13 protein-coding genes are annotated in these 24,141 nt (G+C 71.6%); 4 read left to right on the forward strand and 9 right to left on the reverse strand.

The window, feature by feature from the left end:
* Nucleotides 1–7: 7 nt before the first annotated feature.
* Both D7X12_RS04875 and D7X12_RS44930 read right to left on the reverse strand, forming a co-directional pair.
* The gene (locus D7X12_RS04875) at nucleotides 8–4,696 is read right to left on the reverse strand and encodes a type I polyketide synthase (protein WP_120624100.1); all 4,689 of its coding nucleotides are present in this window, start codon (nucleotides 4,694–4,696) and stop codon (nucleotides 8–10) included.
* A gap of 36 nt (nucleotides 4,697–4,732) precedes the next feature.
* Nucleotides 4,733–10,198 (reverse strand): non-ribosomal peptide synthetase, encoded by a 5,466-nt coding sequence (locus D7X12_RS44930; RefSeq protein WP_158619966.1) that lies wholly within the window; start codon nucleotides 10,196–10,198, stop codon nucleotides 4,733–4,735.
* Between the two features lie 694 nt (nucleotides 10,199–10,892).
* Here D7X12_RS44930 and D7X12_RS04885 point away from each other — a divergent pair.
* Together D7X12_RS04885 and D7X12_RS42280 are read left to right on the forward strand one after the other, a co-directional pair.
* Complete coding sequence (locus tag D7X12_RS04885; protein ID WP_120624102.1) at nucleotides 10,893–11,609, forward strand: YcnI family copper-binding membrane protein; 717 nt, start codon at nucleotides 10,893–10,895, stop codon at nucleotides 11,607–11,609.
* Between the two features lie 20 nt (nucleotides 11,610–11,629).
* The gene (locus D7X12_RS42280) at nucleotides 11,630–11,815 is read left to right on the forward strand and encodes a hypothetical protein (protein ID WP_147443529.1); all 186 of its coding nucleotides are present in this window, start codon (nucleotides 11,630–11,632) and stop codon (nucleotides 11,813–11,815) included.
* 13 nt (nucleotides 11,816–11,828) lie between these two features.
* On the opposite strand, the gene D7X12_RS04890 is transcribed toward D7X12_RS42280, so the two are convergent.
* The 4 genes from D7X12_RS04890 to xdhC all read right to left on the reverse strand — a co-directional run bounded on the left by D7X12_RS04890 (nucleotide 11,829) and on the right by xdhC (nucleotide 18,595).
* Nucleotides 11,829–12,974 carry a methanobactin export MATE transporter MbnM gene (locus tag D7X12_RS04890; protein WP_120624103.1) on the reverse strand — a complete coding sequence of 382 codons (1,146 nt, stop codon included), beginning with the start codon at nucleotides 12,972–12,974 and terminating at the stop codon, nucleotides 11,829–11,831.
* 12 nt (nucleotides 12,975–12,986) lie between these two features.
* A complete protein-coding gene (locus D7X12_RS04895) occupies nucleotides 12,987–13,853 on the reverse strand; it encodes an MbnP family copper-binding protein (RefSeq protein WP_120624104.1) in 867 nt (288 codons plus the stop codon).
* Nucleotides 13,854–13,934: 81 nt separating this feature from the next.
* The gene (gene xdhB / locus D7X12_RS04900) at nucleotides 13,935–17,780 is read right to left on the reverse strand and encodes a xanthine dehydrogenase molybdopterin binding subunit (protein ID WP_120624105.1); all 3,846 of its coding nucleotides are present in this window, start codon (nucleotides 17,778–17,780) and stop codon (nucleotides 13,935–13,937) included.
* The gene (gene xdhC, locus D7X12_RS04905) at nucleotides 17,777–18,595 is read right to left on the reverse strand and encodes a xanthine dehydrogenase accessory protein XdhC (RefSeq protein WP_120624106.1); all 819 of its coding nucleotides are present in this window, start codon (nucleotides 18,593–18,595) and stop codon (nucleotides 17,777–17,779) included. Before xdhC ends, xdhB begins: the two co-directional genes overlap by 4 nt.
* Before the next feature lie 288 nt (nucleotides 18,596–18,883).
* Here xdhC and D7X12_RS04910 point away from each other — a divergent pair, with 288 nt between their 5' ends.
* Together D7X12_RS04910 and D7X12_RS04915 are read left to right on the forward strand one after the other, a co-directional pair.
* Entirely contained in the window at nucleotides 18,884–19,327 is a 444-nt protein-coding gene (locus D7X12_RS04910) for a DUF2383 domain-containing protein (protein WP_120624107.1), read from the forward strand.
* A 169-nt stretch (nucleotides 19,328–19,496) separates the two neighbouring features.
* Nucleotides 19,497–20,327, forward strand: coding sequence for a hypothetical protein (locus D7X12_RS04915; protein WP_120624108.1), 831 nt, complete (start codon nucleotides 19,497–19,499; stop codon nucleotides 20,325–20,327).
* A 16-nt stretch (nucleotides 20,328–20,343) separates the two neighbouring features.
* On the opposite strand, the gene D7X12_RS04920 is transcribed toward D7X12_RS04915, so the two are convergent.
* The 3 genes from D7X12_RS04920 to D7X12_RS04930 form a co-directional block, all read right to left on the reverse strand.
* Nucleotides 20,344–21,438 carry a hypothetical protein gene (locus D7X12_RS04920; RefSeq protein ID WP_120624109.1) on the reverse strand — a complete coding sequence of 365 codons (1,095 nt, stop codon included), beginning with the start codon at nucleotides 21,436–21,438 and terminating at the stop codon, nucleotides 20,344–20,346.
* 12 nt (nucleotides 21,439–21,450) lie between these two features.
* A complete protein-coding gene (locus tag D7X12_RS04925; RefSeq protein WP_120624110.1) occupies nucleotides 21,451–22,008 on the reverse strand; it encodes a DUF2378 family protein in 558 nt (185 codons plus the stop codon).
* 150 nt (nucleotides 22,009–22,158) lie between these two features.
* Nucleotides 22,159–24,066: a M4 family metallopeptidase gene (locus tag D7X12_RS04930; protein ID WP_120624111.1), complete on the reverse strand. Its 1,908-nt coding sequence runs from the start codon at nucleotides 24,064–24,066 to the stop codon at nucleotides 22,159–22,161.
* Nucleotides 24,067–24,141: the final 75 nt, after the last annotated feature.

Below are 24,141 nucleotides of genomic sequence, written 5' to 3' on the forward strand. Positions count from 1 at the left end.
AGGGGGACTACGGCTCCTCGTCGGAGGCGCCGTCGCCCTGGCGGTTCGCGCGGCGGGCGCGGCGGCGCTCCCCGCGGCTGAGCGCCTCGGTGTCTTCAGGGACGGCGTCCGCGTCCTCGGTGCCGCTGGCGGCCTTGAGCAGCTTCGCCAGCGCGCCCACGGTGGGGCCTTCGTAGAGGGTGACCGCGGGCAGCGCGACGCCAAACTGCTCGCGCACGCGGGCAATCAGCTTCACGCCCACGAGCGAGTTGCCCCCCAGCTCGAAGAAGTTGTCGTGCACGCCCACCTGGTCGATGCCCAGCGTCGTCTCCCAGAGGTGGGCAATCTTCTCCTCCAGCGCGTCGCGCGGCGGCACGTAGGCGTTCTGGAGCGTGGGCCGGGGCGTGGTGCCCAGGGACGAGCCCGCATCCTGCTTCGCCGCCGCGGCCGCCTCCGACTCCGCCGTGGCCGCCGGCTGCGCCCACTTGCGAGAGCGGGCGCGCAGGTTGCTCGTGGACACCGCCACGTGCGACACGGCGCCCAGCTGGAAGAGCTGCTCGAAGGCGTCCTCGCCCTCGGAGAGCGTGATGGCCAGCGCGCCGAACGGGCTCTGCGTGCCCTCGGCGCGGGACTCGAACTTCCACGCGTCCCAGCCCACGCTCATCCACGGCACCGGCGTCGTCTGGGACTGCTTCGTGGCGAAGGCGTCCATGAACGACGTGGCCGCCGCGTACGACGCCAGCCCCAGGCCGCCCAGCACCGCCGCCAGCGACGACGACAGCAGGCAGAAGTCCAGCGAGCGTCCGCGCAGCGCCTCCTCCAGCGCGTACAGCCCGCGCACGCGGCCGTGGAAGGTGTCGCGCACGTCCTCCGGCCGGGTGTCCGGGATGGCCCGGAAGAGGGCCTGGCCCACGTCACCCGCCGCGAACACCACGCCGTGCAGCGCGTTGAAGCGCGACAGGGCCGCGTCCACCGCCGCCTGCACCTGGACCTTGTTGGCCGCGTCCGCGCTGACGACGAGGACCTCCGCGCCCAGCGCCTCCAATTCCAGCACCTGCTGGATGCGGCGGGCCACCGGGTTGTGCTCCGGGTTCGCCGCGAGGTGCGCGTCCCACTGCGCCCGCTCCGGCAGGCCCGTGCGACCGGCGATGACGAGCTTCGCCTTCACCCGCTTCGCCAGGGACTTCGCATGCGCGAAGCCCAGCGTGCCGAACCCGCCGATGAGCAGGTACACGCCGCCGTCGCGCAGCGGAATCTGCGCGGCGCGGGGCGCGTCCGCCGGAATGGACTCGAACGTCTGCACCCAGCGGGCGCCGCCACGGTAGGCGATGACGTTCTCCAGCCGGGACGGCGTCGCGCCCTCGGACAGCAGCGCCTCCACCAGCGCCGTCTCCTGCCAGCTGCCCGAGGGCGGCAGGCGCAGGTCCACGGCCTTGGCGGACAGGTGCCCGTACTCCTGCGGAATCACGCGCACCGGGCCCAGCACCGTGGCCAGCTCCGGGTGGGGCGCCTCTTCCCCCAACGACTGCATGCGGTTCGTCACGGCGACCAGCGACACCGGCCGCGTGCCGGGCTGACGCCCCAGCGCCTGCGCCAGCCCCATCAGCCCCAGGAAGCCCTTGCCGAGCGCGGACTCGAAGCCCGCCTCGCCCTGCGCGTCGCCGACACCCAGGGTGCCCAGGTGCAGGACGTGGTCCGGCGCGCGGCCCTGCGTCGTGAGCGCCTCCAGCAGCGTGCCCTCACCCCCCAGCGCGAGCGTCCAGTGGTGCTCGTCGCGCTTCGCCGTGGCGATGCCCGGCGTGATGCGCACGACGTCCTGACCGGCCTCGCCCAGCTTGAGCGCGAGCCGCGCGCCAATCCCTTCGCCGGAGCCCCCGGCGTTCTCGTCCGGGAGGAACAGCCACCAGGTGGCCCTCTTCTCGCTCCAGGCGCTCTTCGGGGGAGGCAGGGCGCGCTGCCACGACGGTAGGTAGAACCAGCGGGCCACGGGCTGCTTCTGATCCGCGGACACCCACTCGGCGCGCTCGCCGTCCACGGCGGCGGTGTCCTTGCGCGGATCCACCCAGTGGCGCTGCCGCTCGAACGGCGAGGTGGGCAGCGCGATGCGACGGCGGCGCTCCTCGCCCCGGAACGCGTCCCAGTCCGGCTCCACGCCCTCCAGCCACAGCCGGCCCAGCGTGCCCAGGCCGTGGTCCAGGTCGTCGTGCTGCTCCTTCGGGTGGCGCAGCGAGTTGAGCAGCGCGTGCCGCGCGCCCTTGTCGGGGTGCTGCCGCGCCAGGGTGGCCAGCGTGTTGCCCGGGCCGACCTCCAGCAGGATGGCGTCCGACTCCTTCATCAGCTCCGCCACGCCGTCCGCGAAGCGCACCGCGCCGCGCAGGTGCTTCGCCCAGTAGTCCGGGCTGGTGGCCTGCTCGGACGTCACCCAGGTGCCGGTGACGTTGGAGAGGTAGGGCTTCTTCGGCGTCTGCCGGGCCACCTTGCGCACCGCCTCGCGGAAGGCGTCCAGGATGGGGTCCATCATCGCGGAGTGGAACGCGTGCGACGTGTGCAGCCGCGAGCTGTTCAGGCCCTGCAGGGTGAGCGTCTCCACGAACGCGTCCACGAGCGGCGTGGGGCCGGCGACGACGCAGGTGGACGGGCTGTTCACCGCCGCCACGGACAGGCCCGCGGGCAGCATGGGCGTCACGTGCTCTTCCGGCAGCGACACCGCGAGCATGCTCCCCGCGGGCAGCGACTGCATCAGCCGGCCGCGCGCGGCGACCAGCGCCAGCGCGTCGTCCAGGGTGAAGACGCCCGCGAGGCACGCGGCCACGTACTCACCGATGCTGTGACCCAGCATCGCGTGCGGCGTCACACCCCACGACTCCCACAGCTTCGCGAGCGCGTACTCGATGACGAACAGCGCGGGCTGGGTGAGGCCCGTCTGCTTGAGGCGCTCCGAGGCCATCTCGCGCGACTCCGCGGACGGGTAGAGCACCGTGCGCAGGTCCAGGCCCAGGTGCGGCTTGAGCTTCTCCGCGCAGGTGTCCACCTGGGCCTTGAAGACGGGCTCCTGCGCGTACAGGCCCTTGCCCATGTCCACGTACTGCGAGCCCTGTCCGGAGAAGAGGAACATCACCGGACGGCCGCTGTTCTCCGCGCTGCCGCTGAACACGCGGCCCGGGGTGCGCTCCGCGAGCGCCGCCGCCAGGTCCGCCGTCGTGCGCGCCACCACCGCGCGGCGCTTGCCGAAGCGCTTGCGCCCCAGCTGGAGCGTGTACGCCACGTCTGCCAGGTCCGTGTCCGGGTGCTCGCGCAGGTGGGCCGCCAGCCGGTCCGTGGCCACCTCCAGCGAGGCCTCCGTGCGCGCCGACAGCAGCACCACCTGCGCGGGGCGCCGGGGCTTGTCGGTGGCGGGGAGCTCCGGGGCCTCCTCCAGGATGGCGTGCGCGTTGGTGCCGCCCATGCCCAGCGACGTGACGCCCGCGCGGCGCGGCGTGGCGCCCTTCGGGAAGTCGCGCAGCTCCGTGTTCACGTAGAACGGGCTGTTGGGGAAGTCGCACGCCGGGTTGGGCGTCTTGAAGTTGAGGCTGGGGACGATCTTCTTGTGGTGCAGCGACAGCGCCGCCTTGATGAAGCCCACCGCGCCCGCGGCCGAGTCCAGGTGGCCGATGTTGCTCTTCACCGAGCCCAGCGCGCAGAAGTTCTTCTTGTCCGTGCCCTGGCGGAAGGCCTGCGTGAGCGCCGCCACCTCGATGGGGTCGCCCACCTTGGTCGCGGTGCCGTGGGCCTCCACGTAGCCGATGGTGTCCGGCTCCACGTTCGCCACCGCCTGCGCCAGCGCGATGACCTCCGCCTGCCCGGCGACGGCCGGGGCCATGTAGCTGACCTTCTGCGAGCCGTCGTTGTTCACCGCCGAGCCGCGCACGACGGCGTACACGGTGTCGCCGTCCTTGAGCGCATCCGACAGGCGCTTGAGCGCCACCACCGCCGCGCCATGGCCGGCGACGAAGCCTTCGGCCTCCGCGTCGAAGGTGTGGCAGTGGCCGTCCGGCGCCGTGGTGCCACCCTCGTGGTAGAGGTAGCCCGCCTTCTCCGGGAAGTGGATGGACACGCCCCCGGCCAGGGCCATGTCGCACTCGAACGACAGCAGGCTCTGGCAGGCGTAGTGGATGCAGGTGAGCGACGTGGAGGACGAGGACTGCACCGTGACGGCGGGCCCCTTCAGGTCCATCCGGTACGCCACCTCCGTCGTCAGGCTGTCCTTGTCGTTGCCGATGGACGCCTGGAGGCTCTCCACCGACGCGACGTGCGCCAGGTGCGAGTACAGGTTGGAGAGCAGGTACGTGTTCATGCTCATGCCGCCGAACACGCCCACGCGGCCGGGCTGGCGGTCCGGGCTGTAGCCGGAGCTCTCCATCGCCTCCCATGCGCACTCCAGGAAGACGCGGTGCTGGGGGTCCATCAGCGCCGCCTCGCGGGGGTTCATCCCGAAGAAGGCCGCGTCGAACTGGTCCGTGTCGCCCAACGTGCCGCGCGCCTTCACGTAGTTGGGCGCGCGCACCATCGCCGGGTCCGCGCCCTCGGCGATGAGCTCCTCGTCGGTGAAGAAGGTGATGCTCTCCACGCCGCCGGTGAGGTTCTTCCAGAACTCGGCGATGGTCTTCGCGCCGGGCAGGCGTCCGCCCAGGCCGATGACCGCGATGCCTTCCACTTCGGAGAGGGTGTCAGTGCTCATGGAGCCGTCCTTCGAAACCGAGATGCCAGAGAGTCGTTACTTGCCACGGCCGCGCGTCTGCTGACGCCGCGCCTGGGCGGCCCGGCGACGCTCCGCCTCGTCCTTGATCTTCTGCGACGCCGCGCCGGAGTCCTCGCCCTTGTTGGCGAGGTGCTGGGCCAGCGCGCTCACGGTGGTGAACTTGAACATGTCCACCAACGCGAGGTCCGCGCCCAATTCCTCACGCAGCCGGCGGTGCGCCTGCGCGATGAGCAGCGAGTTGCCGCCCAGCTCGAAGAAGTTGTCGTTCAGGCCCACGCGGTCCACCTTCAGCACCGCCTGCCAGATGGCGGCCACGCTGCGCTCCACCGCGCTCTGCGGCTGTGCGTAGGCCGCGGCGGAGGCCAGCCGGGCCCCCTCCGGCGCGGGCAGCGCCTTCGTGTCCACCTTGCCGTTGGGGGACAGGGGCAGCGCGGCCAGCGGCACGTACGCGGACGGCAGCATGTACGGCGGCAGCGCCTCCGCGAGGAAGGCGTTGAGGTCCGTGTGCGTGGGCACGGGCTGCGTGTCTGCCCCAGGCTCGGAGAACACGAGGTACGCGGCCAGCCGCTTGTCTCCGGGCGAGTCCTCGCGCGCCATCAGGAACGCGTCGCGCACGGCGGGGTGGCGGCGCACGGCGGCCTCCACCTCCCCCAGTTCGATGCGGAAGCCGCGGATCTTCACCTGATCATCCGCGCGGGACAGGAACGTCAGCACCCCGTCCGGCAGCCAGCGCGCGCGGTCGCCGGTGCGGTACAGGCGCTCGCCTGCGCGGAACGGATGCGCGATGAAGCGCTCGGAGGTCAGCTCCGGCCGGTTCCAGTAGCCGCGCGCGAGCCCCAGGCCGCCGACGTACAGCTCGCCGGTGGCGCCCACGGGGAGCAGGTTGCGCTCCGCGTCCAGCACGTACACGTCCGTGTTGATGATGGGCCGGCCGATGGGCACCCACGCGTGGCCCTGGAGGTCCTCCACCGCCATGCGGTGGTAGGTCGTGCACACCGTCGTCTCCGTGAGGCCGTAGCCGTTCACCACCGGCGTGGTGGCGAGCAGCTTCTCCACGTCGCTGGCCACCAGCGCCTCGCCGCCGGAGAGCACGAGCCGCAGGGGCGGCAGCTCGTCCAGGCGCGCGTTGAGCCCCGCGATGACCGCGGGCACCGTGCTCACGATGGTGACGGTGTGGCGGGTGATGAGCTGGAAGAGCTTCTCCTGGTCGAGGATCTCATCCTCGGTGGGCAGCACCAGCGCGCCGCCCGTGCACAGCAGCGGCAGGATTTCGCCCACGAAGCTCGCGGAGGCCACCGACGTGAGCGGCAGCATCCGGTCCTTCGCCGTGGGCGCGTACGACTCCACGAACGAGCGCACCAGGTTCGCCAGGCCCCCGTGCTCCAGCATCACGCCCTTGGGCTGACCGGTGGAGCCGGAGGTGTAGACGAGGCACGCCAGGTCCCCGGCCCGCACCGTCGCGGCGGGAGTGGCGGCCTTGGTCGAAAGTGTGCCCTCCAGCGGCTGATCCACGAACAGCGTGCGCGCCGTCGTCCCCGTGGGCAGCGTGCGCTGGAGCCAGGACTGGGTGAGCAGCACCTGCGCCTGCGTGTCGGCCATGATGAAGGCCACGCGCTCGGAGGGGTAGGCGGGGTCGATGGGGACGTAGGCGGCGCCCGCGGCCATCACGGCCAGCACCGACACCAGCGTCTCCACGGACCGCTCCAGGCAGAGGCCCACGATGTCGCCCGGCTTCACGCCCGCGGACTTGAGCCACGCGGCCAGCTGCGCGGAGCGTTCACCCAGCTCGCGGTAGGTGAGCTGCGCGTCCTTGAAGAGGACCGCCACGTGGTCCGGCGTGCGCGCCACCTGCGCCGCGAAGAGCGCGGGCAACATGTCCGCGTCGCCGAGCGCGATGCGAGGGCCGCGCCAGCCTTCGAGCAGCTGCTGCTGTTCCGTGCCCGTGAGCAGCGGCAGCCGCGCGAGCGTGGAGCGGGGCTGGGCCGCGATGCCGGCCAAAAGCGTGCGCAGGTGCCCCGCCATCCGCTCGATGGTGCCGGCCTCGAAGAGGTCGGTGTTGTATTCAAACGACGCGACGAGCTCGCCGTCCGCCTCGCCCATGGTGAGCGTGAGGTCGAACTGCGCGCCGCCGTGCTCCAGCACCAGCGATTCAATGGGCAGGCCCGCCACGGTGGAGCGTGCGCCCGGGATGTCCAGCGCGAAGGGCGTGAGGCCGCGCTCATCCAGCTTGGACGCGCGCTGGTAGACGAACATCACCTGGAACAGCGGCGAGCGGCTCTGGTCGCGCACCGGCTGCAGCCGGTCCACGAGCGCGCTGAAGGGGTAGTCCTGGTGCTCCAGCGCGCCCAGCATCGTCTGGCGCGTCTGTGCCAGGTAGTCCGTGAAGGACAGCATGGGGGACGGGCGCGTGCGCACCACCAGCGGGTTGACGAAGTAGCCGGTGATGCCCGCCAGCTCCGCGCGTCCGCGGCCCGCGCTCACCACGCCGAGCGTGAAGTCCTGCTGCCCGGTGTAGCGGTGCAGCAGGGCCTGGAAGGCCGTCTGGAGCACCATGTTGGGCGTGGCGCCGTGGTCGCGCGCCAGCGACTTCACCGCGGCGGTGATGCCCGCATCCAGCCGCGTGGTGTGCACCCGGCCGTTGAACGTCTGCGCCGGGGGACGCGGGTGGTCCGTGGGCAGGTCCAGCACCGGCAGCGTCCCGGACAGCTGCTCGCGCCAGTACTTCTCCAGCGCCTGGCCGCGCGCCCCGGCGAGCATCTCCGTCTGCCAGCGCGCGTAGTCCGCGTAGGTGCGCGCGGGAGCAGCGAGCGTGGGCCGCTTGCCCAGCCGCAGCGCGGGGTAGAGCGCGTCCAGCTCCTCCGCCATCACCGCCAGCGACCAGAAGTCGGTGACGATGTGGTGCATGGCGATGAGCAGCGCGTGGTCCTCCGCCGCGCGCGACACCAGGCGCACGCGCAGGAGCGGCCCCTTCTCCAGGTCGAACGGGCGGCGGGCCTCGGCGGCCAGGTGCTCCGTCACCTGGGCCTCGCTCCAGCCCTTCGCGTCGGTGGCGACGAAGTCCAGCGGCAGCTCCGCGTGTACGCGCTGCACGGGGCCGGTGGCCGCCATGACGAACGTGGTGCGCAGGGCAGGGTGGCGGGCCACCAGCGCCTCGAAGGCGCCCTTCAGGGCGTTCGCGTCCAGCCCGGCGCGCACGCGCACCGCGACGGGCACGTGGTAGGCCGCGCTCTCCGGCGCCAGCTGGTGCATGAACCACAGGGCCTGCTGGCCGCCGGACAGGGGCGCGTCCCCCGTGGCCGAGGCCGCCGCCACCGGGCCCGACGCCTGCTCCGAGCGGGGCGCCGACAGCAGCGTCACCACGGCCTCCGCCAGCTTCGACAGCGACACGCCCTGGAGCACGTCCGACAGCGGCAGGTCGATGCCCAGCCCCGCGTCCACTGCGCTCTTGAAGTCCACCGCCATCAGCGAGTCCACGCCGTAGGCATGCAGCGGCTTCTGCACGTCCACCTGCGCGGTGGGCAGCCGCAGCACCTGCGCGGCCTGCTCCTGGAGGAACACGGCCACCATCGCGCGGCGCGCGGTGGGCTCCTGCACCACCGCCAGCATCTTCAAAAGCAGGCTGACGTCCGGGCCCACCGGCGCGGCGGGCGCCTCCGTCACGGCCTCGGGTGTCGGGGCCTGTGCCACGGGGGCCACGGGCGCGGCGAGGATGCTCTTGTGCAGCGCCTCCAGCGTGTCCGCGGTGTACTCCGCGCGGGTGGCGAAGCGCTGGATCTTCCCGCTGGACGTCTTCGGGATGGCGCCCGGCCCGAGCAGCACCACGCCCTGGGCCTGCAGGTCATGCCCGGCCGCGACGGCCTGCCGGATGCCCTGGGTCAGCGCCTCCAGGTCCACGCCGTCGCGCTCCACCGCGCGGCGGTCCACCTCCGTCACGACGATGAGGCGCTCCTCGTCGTCCTGCTCGATGGAGAACGCCGCCGTGCAGCCGGGGCGGATGGCGGGGTGGCTGGACTCCACCGTGCGCTCGATGTCCTGCGGGTAGTGGTTGCGCCCGCGGATGATGATGAGGTCCTTCAGGCGCCCGGTGACGAACAGCTCGCCGCCGTCCAGGAAGCCCAGGTCGCCCGTGCGCAGGAACGTCGTCGCATCGTCCGTGCCGGTGAGCGGCTGCTGGAACGTGGCCTGCGTCTGCTCCGGGCGGCCCCAGTAGCCCTGGGCGATGCTCGGCCCCGCGACGCGGATCTCACCCACCTGGCCCGCGGGCAGCGGCCGGCCCGTCTCCGGGTGCGCGATGACCAGCCGCTGGTCCGTGAGGTTGCGGCCGGAGCCCACCAGCGTCTGGGCGCCCTTGTGCGTGGGCTGCGCCGCCACCACGCGGTTGTCCTTCAGCGCGCCCGCGTCCACGGTGCGCTGGATGGGCAGCTCGCGCTTGTCACCGCCGGAGGCGATGAGCGTGCCCTCCGCGAGCCCGTAGCAGGGATAGATGGCCTCCGAGCGGAAGCCCTGCGGACCGAACGCCTCCGCGAAGCGCCGGAGCGTGTCCGGCATGATGGGCTCCGCGCCGTTGAAGGCCAGGTCCCAGTGGCCCAGGTCCAGCTTCGCGCGCTCCTCCGGCGTGGACTTGCGCACGCACAGGTCGAACGCGAAGTTGGGCCCGCCGCTCGTCGTGGCCTTGTAGCGGGAGATGGCCTCCAGCCAGCGCATGGGGCGCTTCAGGAAGTCCACCGGCGAGAAGAGCGTCACCGGGAAGCCGCCGTACAGCGGCTGGAGGATGCCGCCGATGAGGCCCATGTCGTGGTACGGCGGCAGCCAGATGACGCCCTGGCTCTGCGTGGAGTGCCCGAAGCAGGAGTGGATCAGCTTCGAGTTGTGCAGCAGGTTGCCGTGCGTCAGCACCACGCCCTTGGGCGACGACGTGGAGCCGGACGTGTACTGGAGGAACACCCGCGTGTCGGTGGCCACGCCGGGGTCGCGCCAGCCTTCGGCGACCTCCGCGTCCAGCGTGTCGGTGGCAATCCAGTGCAGCTCCCGCAGCTCCGGCGCCTGCTCGAAGAGCATCTCCCCCATGCCGTAGATGAAGTCGGTGGTGAGGGCGACGGTGGCCTGCGCGTCCTGGCTGATGGCCAGCAGGCGCGGCAGCGTGCGCGCCAGACGCATGGGGTCGGGTGGATAGATGGGGACCGCGATGACGCCCGCGTACAGACAGCCGAAGAACCCGGCGATGTAGTCCAGTCCAGGCGGATACAAGAGCAGCGCCCGCTGCCCCTGGGCACCTCGCGCCTGGAGCGCCGCCGCGATGGCGCGGGCCTTCTGGTCCAGCTCCGCGTACGTCAGGTGCGCTTCGTCCGTCTCGCCGTCCAGCAGGAACGTAAAGCCGCGCCGGTCCCCCTGGGTCTGGGCTCGGACGCGCAGCAATTCCACCAGCGTGGAAAACGAAAGGGCGGAGGCCGGGGATGGGCCGGACGACGTGCCGCTGGGCATGGACGCGACTCCTGGGATGCGACGGGGGCTTTCCGTGCACGGGGAGCACGGCGCTGCGGATTCAGGGGCCGGGGGCAGCTCCCGCCCGGCGAAACAGGGGGTCAGAAGGTCGGTCTCAAGCTGCACCGACCGTGAAGGCGATGTGTCGCGCATGTATCGCCTGGCGCGCGTGTGAGCAATCCCCCCCACCCCATGAAGCACCCCCCGGCTTCGCGCACGGGCGGCAGTCGCGTTTCAGGGGCCTGGAGCAGGGTGCTGATTTCATGGTGACGGAATTCGGGGAGCGTCGGGAGGCCGCCAGACTCTTCTGCCGCGAACAGGGGAACATTCACATAACCCCCAAGGTCGGAATGCGGGGACATCCCCTGCACGCGGAACAAATCTCTGATTCACTGGAAACGTGACACATCGGATCGTGTCGCGGGAACACGCTGTGTGTGTGGGTCCACGCCTGCGGACCTGCCTGGCGTCCAGGCTTCTTCCCTCCTCACGGACGAAGCGACTGTGAATTGCCTGTGAGAAATGGATTCCACGCATTCATCTGGAGGTGTCCTCAACGCGGAGGATAGGGGAAGCGTCCGACATGGGCGGGGCCCGCGATATCGGGCGTGGACGCTGCGGCAATTGACCGCACCGGGGACCCGGGTGGAGGGCTGCTATCTGCGAGCCCTCTCTTGCCGTCTGGAGTCGGCCGATGAAGCTTCGCTTGGGTCCGGTGTGTCTCGTCGCGGGTTCGCTGTTCTCCACGGTCGCCTTCGCGCACGCGACGGTGGCGGGGCCGACGCCGCCGTATGCGGGCGCGTCCTTCGATGCGGACTTCACCGTGAGCCACGGATGTGACGGCGCCGACACGTACCGGGTGAAGGTGCGCATCCCGGAGGGCGTCACGGCGGTGCGTCCGGTGGACTCCACGTTTGGCAAGGCGGAGGTGGAGAAGGACGGCACCGGCAACGTGACGGCGGTGACGTGGACGAAGGCCCCGGGGGACGTGAAGCCAGCGGACTCGCACTCCTACCACTTCGGCCTGCGCGCGAAGCTGCCCTCCCGGCCCTTCGCCACGGTGTTCTTCCCCACCGAGCAGACGTGTCGCACGCCCGCGGGGGTGGAGACGACGGTGGCGTGGACGGGCACGTCCGGCGAGCACCAGCACGGCGCGGACGCGGGCACGACGCCTGTGGAGAACCCGGCCCCGTCACTCTACGTGCTGCCCGCGCGGCTTCCGGGCTGGAACCAGTACACGGTGCAGGAGCACGTGCATGACCTCACCGTGTTCAAGGACGCGCTCATCGTCTGGTCCGGCGCGCAGGCCTACAGCTTCAACCCCGTCACGCAGGCGCTCATCGAGAAGGAGCCCGGCATGCAGCCGCTCAAGGAACTCCATCCGGGCACGGTCATCTGGGTGAAGTACTGACGCGGCCGGGGACAGCGACCATGCGCCACCTACTCTTCGTGATGATTGTCGGGGTGACTGCCGCCTGTTCGGACAAGCCCCCCGTTTCACCTCCGCCCACCTCCGACGCGGGCGTGCAGGCCCCCTCTGGCGTGGAGCAGCCCGGGACGTTGGAGCGTCCCCCGGGTGACCGGCTGCCGGAGGACCTGAAGCCGCCCGCTCGCTAGCGGCGATGGGCGCTCACGGCGCGGCGTTCGGATCCGCGAAGCGCGGGTCGGCCAGGAACTCCGCGTCCGTGAGCGACTCCAGGAACGCGAGGACGTCCGCCTTCTCCGCGGGCGTCAGCGTGAAGCCGCGCACGAAGGCGCTCTGCAGGGGGCTGGCCGCGCCGCCGTTCCGGGCCCGCGCGAGGCCTCCGGCCGCGTAGTGATCCAACACGTCGGAGAGCGTCACCAGGCTGCCGTCGTGCATGTAGGGCGCCGTGACGGCCACGTTGCGCAGGGACGGGGCTCGGAAGCGCCCCATGTCGTCCGGCCGGCCCGTCAGCTCGATGAGGCCCGGGTCCGTGGCCGGGTACGCGCCCCGGCCGTCCTCGTTGTAGAGGCCCGTGTTGTGGAACGGGAGGATGGGCTCCGGGGTGGCTTCGTGCGCCGTCGCGTCCTGGAAGTTGAAGCCGGAGTGGCAGTGGTCGCACTCCATGCGCTCGGACAGGAACAGCGCCAGGCCTCGCTTGGCGGCGGGGCTCAGCGCGTCCACCACGCCGCCCTCCAGATAGCGATCATACGGAGACGTGCCGGAGAGCAGGGTCCGCTGGAAGGCCGACAGCGCCTGCGTCAGCGTGGCGAGCGACACCGGCGGGGACGCGGCGGGGAACGCCTCCGCGAAGCGCGCCGACAGCTCCGGATCCGACCGGAGCCGCTCGAGCATCACCTCCTGCTGATCCGCGAACCCCAGCTCCACCGGCTCCTTGCCGAACAGCGGCGTCAGCGCCTGCGCCTCCAACGTGAGGAGCGCGGAGTTGGCCCATGTCAGGCTCGTCGCATACGCCACGTTGGCCAGCCCCTGCCCGTTGCGGCGGTGCGTCTGGCCCGTGCTGCCCACCGAGTGCATGCGCCCATCGGTGAAGGCCCGGGCCTGTTCGTGACAGGAGCCGCACGACTGCGTGCCGTTGAGCGACAGTCGCTTGTCGTAGAAGAGGCTCCGGCCCAGCTGGACCTTCGCCTCCGACATCGGGTTGTCCTCCGGCACGCGCGGTGTGGGGAAGCCCTTCGGCAACTTCCAGTCATACGGGGCGGGTCCGGCGGGGATGGGCGCGGGCTCTCCGCAGCCCACGGTCAGCAGCGTCACCGCCAGACGCTTCCACGGCTGCCATCGTCGTCGTGCCACGGTGGAGTGCTCCTATTCGACCCGGATGAAGGACTGCGCGGTGGGGTTCGCGGCCTGCGCTCCGAACGCGAGCCCCAGGCGCTCGAAGATGGGCGCGCAGTCCACGTCGCCCTGGGACGCCATGCAGCCCACGGCCGTGTTGGGCCCGCTGGCGTTCACGTTCAGGTCGGAGCCGGCGAAGAGCGCGCCCAGGTCCATCACCAACTGGTTCGCCCCGACGGTGAAGCCTTCCAGGTCCACCTCCGGACGGTTGTTGTACGTGCACCCCGCGGTACCGCTCGTCTGGCCCGTGGGGGGCGGCGCGCAGTCGGTGCTGCCCAGGTGCATGACGTGGGTCGGCAGGCCGGAGGTGCGGCCCTCGATGCGGGTGAAGAGGTAGCCGAACTGCCAGCTCCAGAACAGGCCCTGGTCATCCAGCGGCGGGGGCGAAGTGGTCACGTTGCGGTGATTCAACGACTCCGGCACGCCGAGCCGGAAGCGCAGGCCCGCGTAGGTGTCCGCGGGCACCGTGCCCCGGATGGACGTGTTCATCCCCGCCGTGCCCTGGGTGCACATGCCGTCCTTGTTCGCGAAGTCCAGCAGCACCACGCCCTCGTGCTGCCACACGCCGTCGTCCGTCAGGGCGACGGGCACCTCCTGGCCGCCCGACGTCACCAGCCGCACGTCGTGGACGTAGACGCGGAAGTCCATCGGCTCGTAGGTCGTCTGCGTCGTCCCGACGTTCGTGTAGACGCCTCCGCACTCGAAGGGCAGGAGGCCCACGCGCGCGGCGACGGGGATGTCCACCGTCAGGGTGTCAGGAGGCGTGTCCTCACCACAGCCGAGGACACCGACGAGGGCCAGCGGAACGAGGACGCGGGAGCGGAGCACGGAGGTCATGGGGCTTCCTTGAAAGGTGCTCCCGTGTAACGCACGGTCCGAGGGGACATGCCGTGGCATGTTGCCGCACCCGGGCCGGGTTCACGCCACCTCGCGCGCAGCGTCCAGGACCGGAACGCTGACGTCCCGGGCGCGCCGCTTCTGGATGGAGAGGAAGAGCGCCTCGTGCGTGGCGGGCGAGGGCAGCTCCACGTCGCCGCCCGGCTGCCCGAAGGCAGCCACCGCGTCGCGCAGCGCCTCCCGCACGGACAGGGCCAGCATCAGCGGGGGTTCTCCCACGGCCTTGCTGCCGTGGATGGTGCCCGCCTGCTCCGCCCGCTCCAGGAACGCCACGCGCAGGTCGATGGGCGCGTCGCTGAAGGCGGGCACCGCGTAGGTGCTGGCCGAGTGCGTGAGCAGCCGCCCCTTCGCGTCCCACTTCAGCTCCTCGCCGGTGAGCCAGCCCAGGCCCTGCACGAAGGCGCCCTCCACCTGGCCCCGGTCCACGCCGGGGTTGAGCGAGTCGCCCACGTCCTCCAGCAGGTCCGAGCGCACCACGCGCTTCATGCCCGTGTCACCGTCCACCTCCACCTCGCTCACCGCCGCGCCGTAGGCGAAGTAGAGGAAGGGCTTGCCCCGCCCCTTCACCCGGTCGTAGCCGATGCCCGGCGTGCGGTAGTAGCCCGTGACGGACAGGCCCACGCGGTCGCGGTAGGCCTCCTCCACCACGTCCGCGAAGGGCAGCCCCTGGCCGGGCCGAGACGCCGCCGCGATGCACCCGTCCTGGAACACCAGCGCGTCCGGGGACACCGCCTGCCCGTGCCGCTGCACGAGCATCCGCGCCGCCACCGGCGCCAGCCGCTCGCGCAGGATGATGCACGCCTCGCGCACCGCCGCGCCGTTGAGGTCCGAGCCGCTGGAGGCCGCCGTCGCGGACGTGTTGGGCACCTTGTCGGTGGCCGTCTGCGCCACGCGCACGCGGTCCGCGGACAGGCCCAATTCGCGCATGGCCACACCCTGGATTTTCGTGTGCAGCCCCTGGCCCATCTCCGTGCCGCCGTGCGACAGCAGCACGGAGCCGTCGCGGTACACGTGCACCAGCGCGCCCGCCTGGTTGAGGAAGGTGGCGGTGAAGGAGATGCCGAACTTCATCGGTGTGATGGCGAGGCCGCGCTTGATGCGGGGGCTCTTCGCGTTGAAGTCATCCACCTGCGCGCGGCGATTCGCGAAGTCGGACGACTCCATCAGGTCGCTCCACAGCTTCGGCAGCCGGTTGTCCTCCAGCTCCTGGCCGTAGTGCGTGGTGTTGGTGTCGCCGGTGCCGTCGTAGAGGTTGCGCTGGCGCACGGCCTCCGGCGCGAGCCCCAGCACGCGCGCGATGCGGCCCAGGAGGTCCTCCATCACCAGCATGCCCTGCGGCCCGCCGAAGCCCCGGAAGGCGGTGTTGGAGACCAGGTGCGTCTTCGCCACGCGGCCGGTGTAGCGCACCGACGGCACGTAGTAGCTGTTGTCCAGGTGGAAGAGGGCCCGGTCGGTGATGGACTCGGACAGGTCCAGCGACCAGCCGCCGTTGGACACGAGGTCCGCGCGCAGCGCGAGCAGCCGGCCCGTGGCGTCGAAGCCCACCTCCCAGTCCGCGTGGAACGGGTGGCGCTTGCCGGTGACGACCATGTCCACGTCCCGGTCCAGCATCCACTTCACCGCGCGGCCCGTGAGCACCGCGGCCAGCGCCACCAGCGCGGCGGGCGCGTTGCCTTGCGTCTCCTTGCCGCCGAAGCCGCCGCCCATGCGAGGCGCCTTCACCACGACGCGGCTGCGCGGCAGGTGCAGCACGTGCGCGATGACGGCCTGCACCTCCGACGGGTGCTGGGTGGAGGACGTCACGGTGACGTCGCCGTCCTCGCCCGGCTCCGCGAAGGCGGCGTGCGTCTCCAGGTAGAAGTGCTCCTGGCCGCCCATCTCGAACTGGCCGCCCAGCCGGTGGGGGCTGGACGCGAGCGCGCTGTCCACGTCGCCCCGGCGGATGACGTGGGGCTCGGTGTGGTAGCTGCCCTGCGCGCGGGCTTCGTCCAGCGTGAGCACGGCCGGCAGCGGCTCGTAGTCCACGACCACCTGGCGGGCGCCCTCGCGGCAGGCCTCGGGCGTCTCTCCGACGACGAGCGCCACCACCTGGGCGTGGAAGAGGACCTCGTCCTTCGCGAGCAGCGGCTCGTCGTGGCGGATGGGCCCGGTGTCGTTCATGCCCGGGATGTCCTCCGCGAGCAGCACCTTCACCACGCCGGGCACCTTCAGCGCGGGGCTCGCGTCCCGGCGGAGGATGCGTGCGTGCGCGTGCGGGGACATCACCGGCCACACCGTCAGCATGGGGCGGCGCTGAGCGAGGTCGTCCACGTACTGCGCGCTGCCCGTCACGTGGCCCAGCGCGCTCTCGTGGCGCAGCTCCCGCCCCGTGTCCGCCGCGGGCTCTGGAGTGGACGCGGGCGCTCCGGTGACGAAGCGGGGGCGCGCGTCCAGCACGGGGCTGCGCTCGCCGGAGGCGAACTTCTCCAGGAGCGACACCACCAGCCCGCGCCGGTAGTCCGCGCTGCCGCGCAGGTCGGTGATGGGGGAGAACTCGCTCACCAGCGTCGTGCGCACGCGGGCCACGGCTTCGACGTTCCACGGGTGGCCCACGAGCAGGGCCTCGGTGTCGCGCGCGCGCACGGGGGTGGCCGCCACGCCGCCGTAGGCGAGCCTCGCGGTGCGCACGATGCCCAGGGGGTCCGTTTCGATGCAGAAGCCCGCCGCGACGATGCTGATGTCCAGCTCGCGGCGCTTGGACACCTTGAAGCTGTCCGCGTGGCGGGTGAGCCCGCTGTCCTTCGCGGGCGCGTGGGGGATGACGATGAAGCGGACGACCTCGTCCGGCTGGAGCGCCGTCTTGCGGTAGGCGAGGAAGAAGTCACGGAGCGCCACCGTCCGCTCCTCGCGCACGGAGGCGAGGACGAGCCGGGCGTCCAGCGCGAGCAGCACCGGCGCCAGGTCTCCAATGGGCGAGGCCGTGACGAGGTTGCCTGACAGCGTGGCGCGGTGGCGGATCTGCCGGGAGGCGAAGACGTTGAGCATCTTCGCGAGCTCCGGCACCTCCGCGCCCAGCGCGTCCTCCACGTCCACCAGCGACGCGGCGCCGCCCACGTACCAGCCGTCTGCTTCCCGGCGGATGGCGCGCAGGGACTCCACGCCCTCGGTGGAGAGGAGGAAGGGGTAGCGGCGCGACTTCTTGGTGATGTCCACGCCCAGCTCGGTGGCCCCGGCCACGAGCATCGCCTCCGGGTGCAGGGCGCGCAGCGCGAGCAGGTCCTCGAACGTGCCGGGCCGCAGGAACAGCCCGTCCCGCGCCTCGTAGCGCAAGGAGGGAACGGGGGAGGGTGGCCCCTCCAGCGAGACGCCCGGGAGCGCGGGCGCGGCGCCCGTCGCGTCGCGGGTGGCGAGCGCGTCCATCATCGCGTCGCGGATGGGGCGGTAGCCGGTGCAGCGGCAGAGGTTGCCGCAGAGCTGGTCCGCCACGGCCTCCGGCGAGCCCGCATCCTTGCGGCAGTACGCCTCCACCATGGAGACGACGAAGCCCGGGGTGCAGAAGCCGCACTGCGAGCCGTAGTGCTTCACCAGGGCCTGCTGCACGGGGTGGGGCGAATCGCGCTGACCCACGCCCTCCACGGTGACGAGCTCGCGGCCGGCCACCATGGGCAACAGCGCGATGCAGCTGTTGAAGGCGCGCAGGTTCTTCTGGCCCCGGTGGTCCTGGTCCACCATCGCCACGGTGCACGCGCCGCAGTCCCCCTCGGCGCAGCCCTGCTTGGTGCCCGTCAGTCCGCGCGCGCGCAGGTGATCCAGCAGGGTGGTGTTGGGCGACGCGTCGTCGACCCGGACGGTCTGGCCGTTGAGCCGGAACTCGAAAGGGGTGCTCATTCCCCGGAGGATAGCAGGGGCGCGGGCGACGGCTGAGGCCCTGGCTCCGGCGCCAGCCCGTGGTGGAGCTGGAGCAGCCCCGCCGCGATGCTGACCGCCACCTCTTGAGGCGACTTTCCCCCGATGGGCAGCCCCATGGGGCACTGGACACGGCCCACCTGCCGGGCGGGCAGGCCCTTCGCCTCCAGGCGCTGCCGGAAGCGGGCCCACTTCGTGTCGCTGCCGATGAGGCCGATATAGCGGGCCGGCTTCTGGATGGCGAAGTCGATGATGTCCTGGTCCACGTCGTGCCGGTGCGTCATCACCGCCACGTAGGTGCGCACGTCATCCCAGGGGGCGCTCGTGGCGAACTCGTCCCAGGGCTCCTCGTGGCGCACCACGGAGGCCGGCACCTGGGGGGACTGGACCCACTCCGCGCGCTCGTCCACCAGGTGGACGCGGAACGGGGTGCCTTCAAGGATGCGGCACAGGGCCTGGCCCACGTGGCCCGCGCCAAAGAGGTAGAGCTGGGGCCCGTGGTTCACGGGCTCGACGAACACGTCCACGACCCCTCCACAGCACTGGCCCAGCTTCGCACCCAGCGGATAGCGGAACGTACGCGCCTCGCCCCGATCCAGGCACCCACGCGCGTCCTGGAGCACCAACTGCTCCAGATGGCCTCCGCCAATGGTGCCGTGGAAGGTGCCGTCCGCGCGCACCAGCAGCTTCGCGCCGGGAGCCGCGGGCGTGCTGCCCTTGCACTCCGTCACCGTGACGACGGCGAATGGAACGTCCGCCCGTCCCCACTCCGCCAGCTGGTGCACCCAGTTCCACATGAAGGACCGCAGCTTGCCACGGAAGTGTCGCCCCGCCGTCGTCCGGTCGGTGGGGGAGGCTGGGCATGTATCAACCGTTTTGCATTGAATCCCTGTCTTCTCGCCCAGGAGCTGTTCGTCGGATTGCCGCTCCGGCTGCTGACCCGGGACGCCTTCCGCTTCATCCCGGGGGCTCGGCCGGCCGTCTGCCTGGCGGACGAGGAGAGGGGCTTTCGTTGTCGGAGGGGCGAGGGTCACCACCTTTGCGCCAGGACGCACTCCGTTCAACTTCCTCAAGGAGAAGAACCCATGGCTCAAGCCGCCGCCGAAATCGAAACGCTGAACTCCTTCCTTCGCGGTGAGATCTCCGCCGTGGAGACCTACCGCCTCGCGGCGAAGCACATTGAAACCCCCGTGGCGAAGACGGAGGTGGAGGCCTGCCTCCACGACCATGAGGCGCGCGTGGCGTCCCTCAAGGAGCGCATCGAGAAGCTGGGCGGCAGCCCCGCTTCGGGCTCCGGCGTCTGGGGCATCTTCGCCAAGGTCGTCCAGGCGGGCGCGGACCTGCTGGGAGAGAAGCGGGCCATCGACGCGCTGGAAGAGGGCGAGGACCACGGCCTGGCGGACTACAACCGCGACGTGGAGAAGCTCCACGGCGAGGCGCGCACCTTCGTGCGCATGCAGCTGCTGCCGGCGCAGAAGCAGACGCACAGCCGGCTCAGTCGCCTGAAGCACAACCCGAACCTGCACTGAGCGTGTCGGATGCGCGGTGCCGGACACCGCGAGGCGCCCCTCCTGCTCCAGGGAGGGACGCCTTGTGGTGCAGCGCACGTCCCCTCATCCAGGCCTGGAGGTCGGGATGGGGCGTGCGATACTCGGAAGCGGACTTCCGCCGGCGAAGCAAGGGTTTGGAGAAGAGTGCATGGGGCGTGAGGACACGGCGCCAGGACCACACGGGTCTCCCCGCGACAGCGAGGACGTGGGGACGACGTCTCCCCGCACGCCCGAAGTGCGCCCCAGCTCCGGCCTGCCTTCCATCCCTTCCCCCACGCTCGCCGACACCAGCCACGCCGCGGGGGCCCTGGGCACCGGCCTGGAGTGTCTCTTCACCGCGTCCGAGCGCGCCCTCCAGTGGGCGTGGCGCGTGCTGCAGCTCGCCCGGGGCGTGGTGGACGCGGCCCCGCGAGGGGACGCGTTCCTCCGCGAGGCGCGGGCGTGCGTGGTGGACTTCCTCGACCACATCCCTCCGCACGTGCGCCGGAGCGTCGACGAGGTGTTCGTCTTCGGCAACCTCTGGCAGGCCGTGGGCGTCCGGCTGCGCCGCCGCGGCGGCTTCCCCGTGGGGGACGACGAGGCCTGGCGCCACCTGAGCGAGGACGTGGAGCTGCTCCAGCGGGCCGCGCAGGCCCGGCTGGGCACCGCCGCCGCGCTGGAGCAGGGGCTGCTCAAGGACCTGGGCCGCCTGCGTGCGCTGTCCCTGGCTGGAGGCTCCAGCACCACCGAGCTGAGCACGGGCGTGGAGGCCTTCACCCGCTGCATCGCGGAGCTGATGGCCTTCGCCAGCGCGGTGCGCCGCGCCTGGGAGTCCGCCGCCCACGAGCTGGCCGAGTCCGCCGCGTGGCTGCGCGCGGGCGACCCGGCCTTCAGCGCCTGGCTCGCGGAGCACCTGGTCGCGTCCGCGCCCGCGTGGGAGCGCACCCAGGCCACGGCGCGCTGGCTGCGCGAGGTGGGCGCCTTCGCGGGGCAGCCCTGATCCGCCTGCGCGAGGCCTACGGCTCCACGAGGATGCGGTGCCGGTACAGCTCCAGCAGGATGTCCGCGTCCAGGTCCGCCTGCTTGTGGTCGCGCAGGTGCTGGCGCACCGCCTCCACCGGCTTCTGGCCGGTGAACTCCACCAGCAGCGCGTACGCCTCGCCGGGGAGTGCCACCGCGTCGAACTCGCTGTAGGAGCCCAGCGCGACGCTGCCATCCGGCAGCCACTTCACCGTCGCATCCGGGTTGAAGCGCAGCACGCGCGGCAGCTGGGGCGCGGTGGCCTGGGTGTGCAGCTTCTCCAGCACCTTCAACTCGACGGTGCCATCCATGCCCAGCAGCCGCTCCAGGCCGTCCCCGGGCACGGTGCGCACCACGTCGTAGCAGGCGCGGTAGAAGTCGCGCTCCCGGCCCGCGTGCTCCTTCCAGAGCGCCGCGTATACCTTGGGGGGCGGCGCCGTGTCGTCCAGGTCCTCCACGGACAGGGGGCCGGTCGCGACCTCCGCCTTGTCGCGGCCGTCCAGGAGGAACTCCGGCATGAGCTGCAACAGCGCGTGGCGCGACAGCTGGAACTCCGCCAGCGTCAGGTACGTCTTCAGCGACATCCAGAAGCGCCGGCCGTCCGCGCCCGCCACGTACTTGCAGAAGAACGTGGAGCACACCGACTCGCGGTACGCCCAGATGGTGCAGCCGCCGGTGTCCAGCGCGTAGTACGGGCACCGCATCGTCGCGGCCCGGCCGAAGAACTGGTGCGAGTTCTTGTACAGGTGGTTGAACTTCGCCGGCGGCTTCACCCACATGGGGCTCACGCCGATGCGGCTGTCGATCTTCTGCTCGATGCGCCGGCGCCCCTCCGCCATCTCCGGCGAGTCATCCGACAGCAGCGCTCCAATGAGGTAGTTGGGCAGGCGCGGGTAGTACGTGCAGCACTTGGTGTCCGGCCGGAACAGGTGCTCCACCCCGTCCACCGACTCCACGGTGGACTGCGCGGACGTGCGGCTCATGGCGCACTTCGCGCACGTGGCCTTCGTCTCCGTGGGCGCCTCCTGCTGGAAGAAGGACGGGAGCAGGTCCCGGTAGAGCGCGGGCAGGGTCGAGAGGATGGAGGACATGGCGTGGCGAAGTCAGGAGGGCCGGGCGGTCCATTCCAGGTGATAGGTGACGGCTTCCGGCGAGTGGCGGGTGCGGTGCAGGTTGAGGCCGTGCACGCCGATGCGCAACAGCCCTTCTTCCAGCACCCCTTCCGCGAAGCCCTCCATCACCTCCGGCTCGTTGAACCAGAGGTCCGCGGCCGTGGGCCCCAGCACCGTGAGGCGGGTCTCCGTGAAGTTGTTGCCGCTGCGGAAGTTGTGCTGCATCCGCTCCAGCGACCGCACGGGCCCCACCACGCGCGCCAGGGCGAGCACCGCGCCGCCCATCAACGTCTCCGCGTAGCCCTCCATCATCCGCTTGCCCAGCAGGCGCCGGGCCACGTCCAGGGGCCGGTCCGGATGGAGCGTGCGGGCCACGTCATCCAGACACTCCACCCACGTCGCCAGCGGATACGCGGCGAGCAGCGGGGCCTTGAGGTCCAACCCCCGGCCGCGCAGCCGCTCCAGCAACGCGGCCGGCAGGTCCGGCATCAGCGTCTTGCGGTACAGGCTGTCCACCGTGTTGCCGAAGATGACGCGCTCGTCCCGCATGGCCTCGTGTCCCCCTGGGGGCCGAAGTCGCCCAGGCGCGCATTCTTCGCCCAGCGGGCGGAAAGAGGCCAGTCCCCGATGGCCCCCCTGCCGGGAATCAGGCCCCGCCTCCACTGCCGCGACACGCGGTGGAGGCAGGGCCCGGGCGCTTCAGTAGTGCACGGAGAGGGACACGCCGCTGTAGGCGGAGAAGCCCTTCAGGAGGATCCACACCCGGCTCGCCGCCGGCTGCGCGGCCAGGTTGCAGGTCTCGTTGTTGCCGCCCAGGTAGGGCCGGCAGTTGAACGACGACGCGGTGGGCGCGCTGCCGAAGCGCGTGTAGAGGTCCACGTCCCCGGTGCCGCCGGAGAGGGTGACGGTGGACGCCGTGCTCGCGGGCACGTCCAGGCAGTAGTACTGCGCCGAACCCGACGCCCCGGCGAGGCTCGAGACGGTGGTGTTGTTCGGGAGCAGGGTGCACGGCGGGGGCGGCGTCGGGAGGCCCACGCCCACGGCGGTCCACGCGTCCTCCACGGAGGCCTGGATGGCGGCGCTGTAGCCCAGGTTCTGCGCGGCCTGCTTCGTCATCGCCTTCGCCTGCTCCAGCGTGGTGCTGGGGAGGAAGAGGTTGGCGTTGGCGTAATAGAAGATGCGCCCGGCCGCCTGCACGCCGATGCCCGTCACGTTCACCGCGGACTTGCCCCGCGGGTGCGTGCCGCCGGTGGACAGGAGCTTGAACGCGAGGTTCGGGATCCCGGAGGCGTAGTGCACGTCCGTGCCGGGCGTGAGCTGGGTGTAGTAGTCCAGGGACGCGCCGTCGAGCGAGGGGTCGTCCATGTACCGCAGCGCGTCCCCGGGCGTGTTCGGCGTCCAGAACAGGTCACCGATGCGCCAGATGCCCGTCGCGGTGCTCCAGGTGCCCGTCGCCCAGCTTCCGCACGTCGCGGCGAAGATGTCCGACAGGGACTCGTTGAGCGCGCCCGACTGCCCTGAGTAGATGAGGTCGGAGTCGTACTCCGTCACGGCGTGGGAGAACTCGTGCACCACGATGTCCGGATCCGAGCACGGCGGACCCATGGAGGTGCCGTCGCCGTCGCCGCAGACCATCGTGGAGCCGTTCCAGAAGGCGTTCGCGTACTGCGAGCCGTAGTGCACGTCCGCCCGGAGCTGCGCACCCGCGCCGTTGAACGAGTCGCGGGCGAAGTTCTGCTGGAAGCAGTCGTAGAACAGGCCCAGGTTGTCGTACGCCGTGTCGATGCCCGAGTCCCCCGTGGGAAGCTGGCCCTCCACCCGGCACGTGCCGCTGGTCGGGCCCCCCACCGAACACACCTTGCGGTTGCGCGCGTGGCGGATGTCCGACGTCCGCAGCACCTCCGTGCCGTCCGCCGCATGGAGGAAGACATGGTCGCGCACGGGCGTGCCGTCCGCGTCCTCGCCCGACACCACGACTTCGAAGGCCCGCACCAGGGCCGCGTCCGGCGTCGGGCGCACGAACACCTCCCGGGGCGCCTCCGCCGCGCGGCCCCCACGCGTCGCCGCCAGGGCCGCCTGCCGCGCCACCTCCGGTGAGATGCGGGCCGCCTCCGGAACGGGCTCGCCGTCCCGCGCGGTGCCGTTCACCAGGTACACCCGGCCGGCCTCGTCCAGGTGCACCAGCAGCGCCTCGCCCACCACGGGCAGGCCCGCCTTCGTCTGCGCGTAGCGCACGTGGCTGTGGCCCAGCCCGTCCCGGCGGATCCCCACCGGCACCACGTCCCGCGCCTTCAACCGCAAGGCCGGCAGCACGCGCGCGAGCGTGGGCTCCAGCAGCGCATGCGCCTGCCAGGCCGAGGCTCCGGAGATGGGACGACCCGTGGCCCCCAGCTCCCCCTTCAGCAAGGCCGGAACTCCGTCCGCATGGACGTCCAACACCCGGGCGCCGGGCAGCGCGCCAAGTGCCGCCTCCACGTCCCCAAGGCGGTACACCCCGTCGCCCTGGGACGGCGGGGAGGCGGGTGCCTCCGCGTCCGGCCCTCCCGCACCGCAGGCGGACAACGTGAGCGTCAGGCCAGCCAGCAACCAACGGTGACTGCGCGTCATGGACCATCCCTTGTGAAAAACGGCTCTGTGAAGCCTTCCAAGCAAAGCATGGATGACGCACTGCCCGCGCGATGC

It is taken from the genome of Corallococcus sicarius, from assembly GCF_003611735.1.
GTDB lineage: Bacteria > Myxococcota > Myxococcia > Myxococcales > Myxococcaceae > Corallococcus > Corallococcus sicarius.

Coding starts and splice junctions, on each gene's coding strand:
- D7X12_RS04875 (WP_120624100.1), bottom strand. CDS start 4,696: ATGAGCACTGACACCCTCTCCGAAGTGGAAGGCATCGCGGTCATCGGC.
- D7X12_RS44930 (WP_158619966.1), bottom strand. CDS start 10,198: ATGCCCAGCGGCACGTCGTCCGGCCCATCCCCGGCCTCCGCCCTTTCG.
- D7X12_RS04885 (WP_120624102.1), top strand. CDS start 10,893: ATGAAGCTTCGCTTGGGTCCGGTGTGTCTCGTCGCGGGTTCGCTGTTC.
- D7X12_RS42280 (WP_147443529.1), top strand. CDS start 11,630: ATGCGCCACCTACTCTTCGTGATGATTGTCGGGGTGACTGCCGCCTGT.
- D7X12_RS04895 (WP_120624104.1), bottom strand. CDS start 13,853: ATGACCTCCGTGCTCCGCTCCCGCGTCCTCGTTCCGCTGGCCCTCGTC.
- xdhB (WP_120624105.1), bottom strand. CDS start 17,780: ATGAGCACCCCTTTCGAGTTCCGGCTCAACGGCCAGACCGTCCGGGTC.
- xdhC (WP_120624106.1), bottom strand. CDS start 18,595: ATGTGGAACTGGGTGCACCAGCTGGCGGAGTGGGGACGGGCGGACGTT.
- D7X12_RS04910 (WP_120624107.1), top strand. CDS start 18,884: ATGGCTCAAGCCGCCGCCGAAATCGAAACGCTGAACTCCTTCCTTCGC.
- D7X12_RS04915 (WP_120624108.1), top strand. CDS start 19,497: ATGGGGCGTGAGGACACGGCGCCAGGACCACACGGGTCTCCCCGCGAC.
- D7X12_RS04920 (WP_120624109.1), bottom strand. CDS start 21,438: ATGTCCTCCATCCTCTCGACCCTGCCCGCGCTCTACCGGGACCTGCTC.
- D7X12_RS04925 (WP_120624110.1), bottom strand. CDS start 22,008: ATGCGGGACGAGCGCGTCATCTTCGGCAACACGGTGGACAGCCTGTAC.
- D7X12_RS04930 (WP_120624111.1), bottom strand. CDS start 24,066: ATGACGCGCAGTCACCGTTGGTTGCTGGCTGGCCTGACGCTCACGTTG.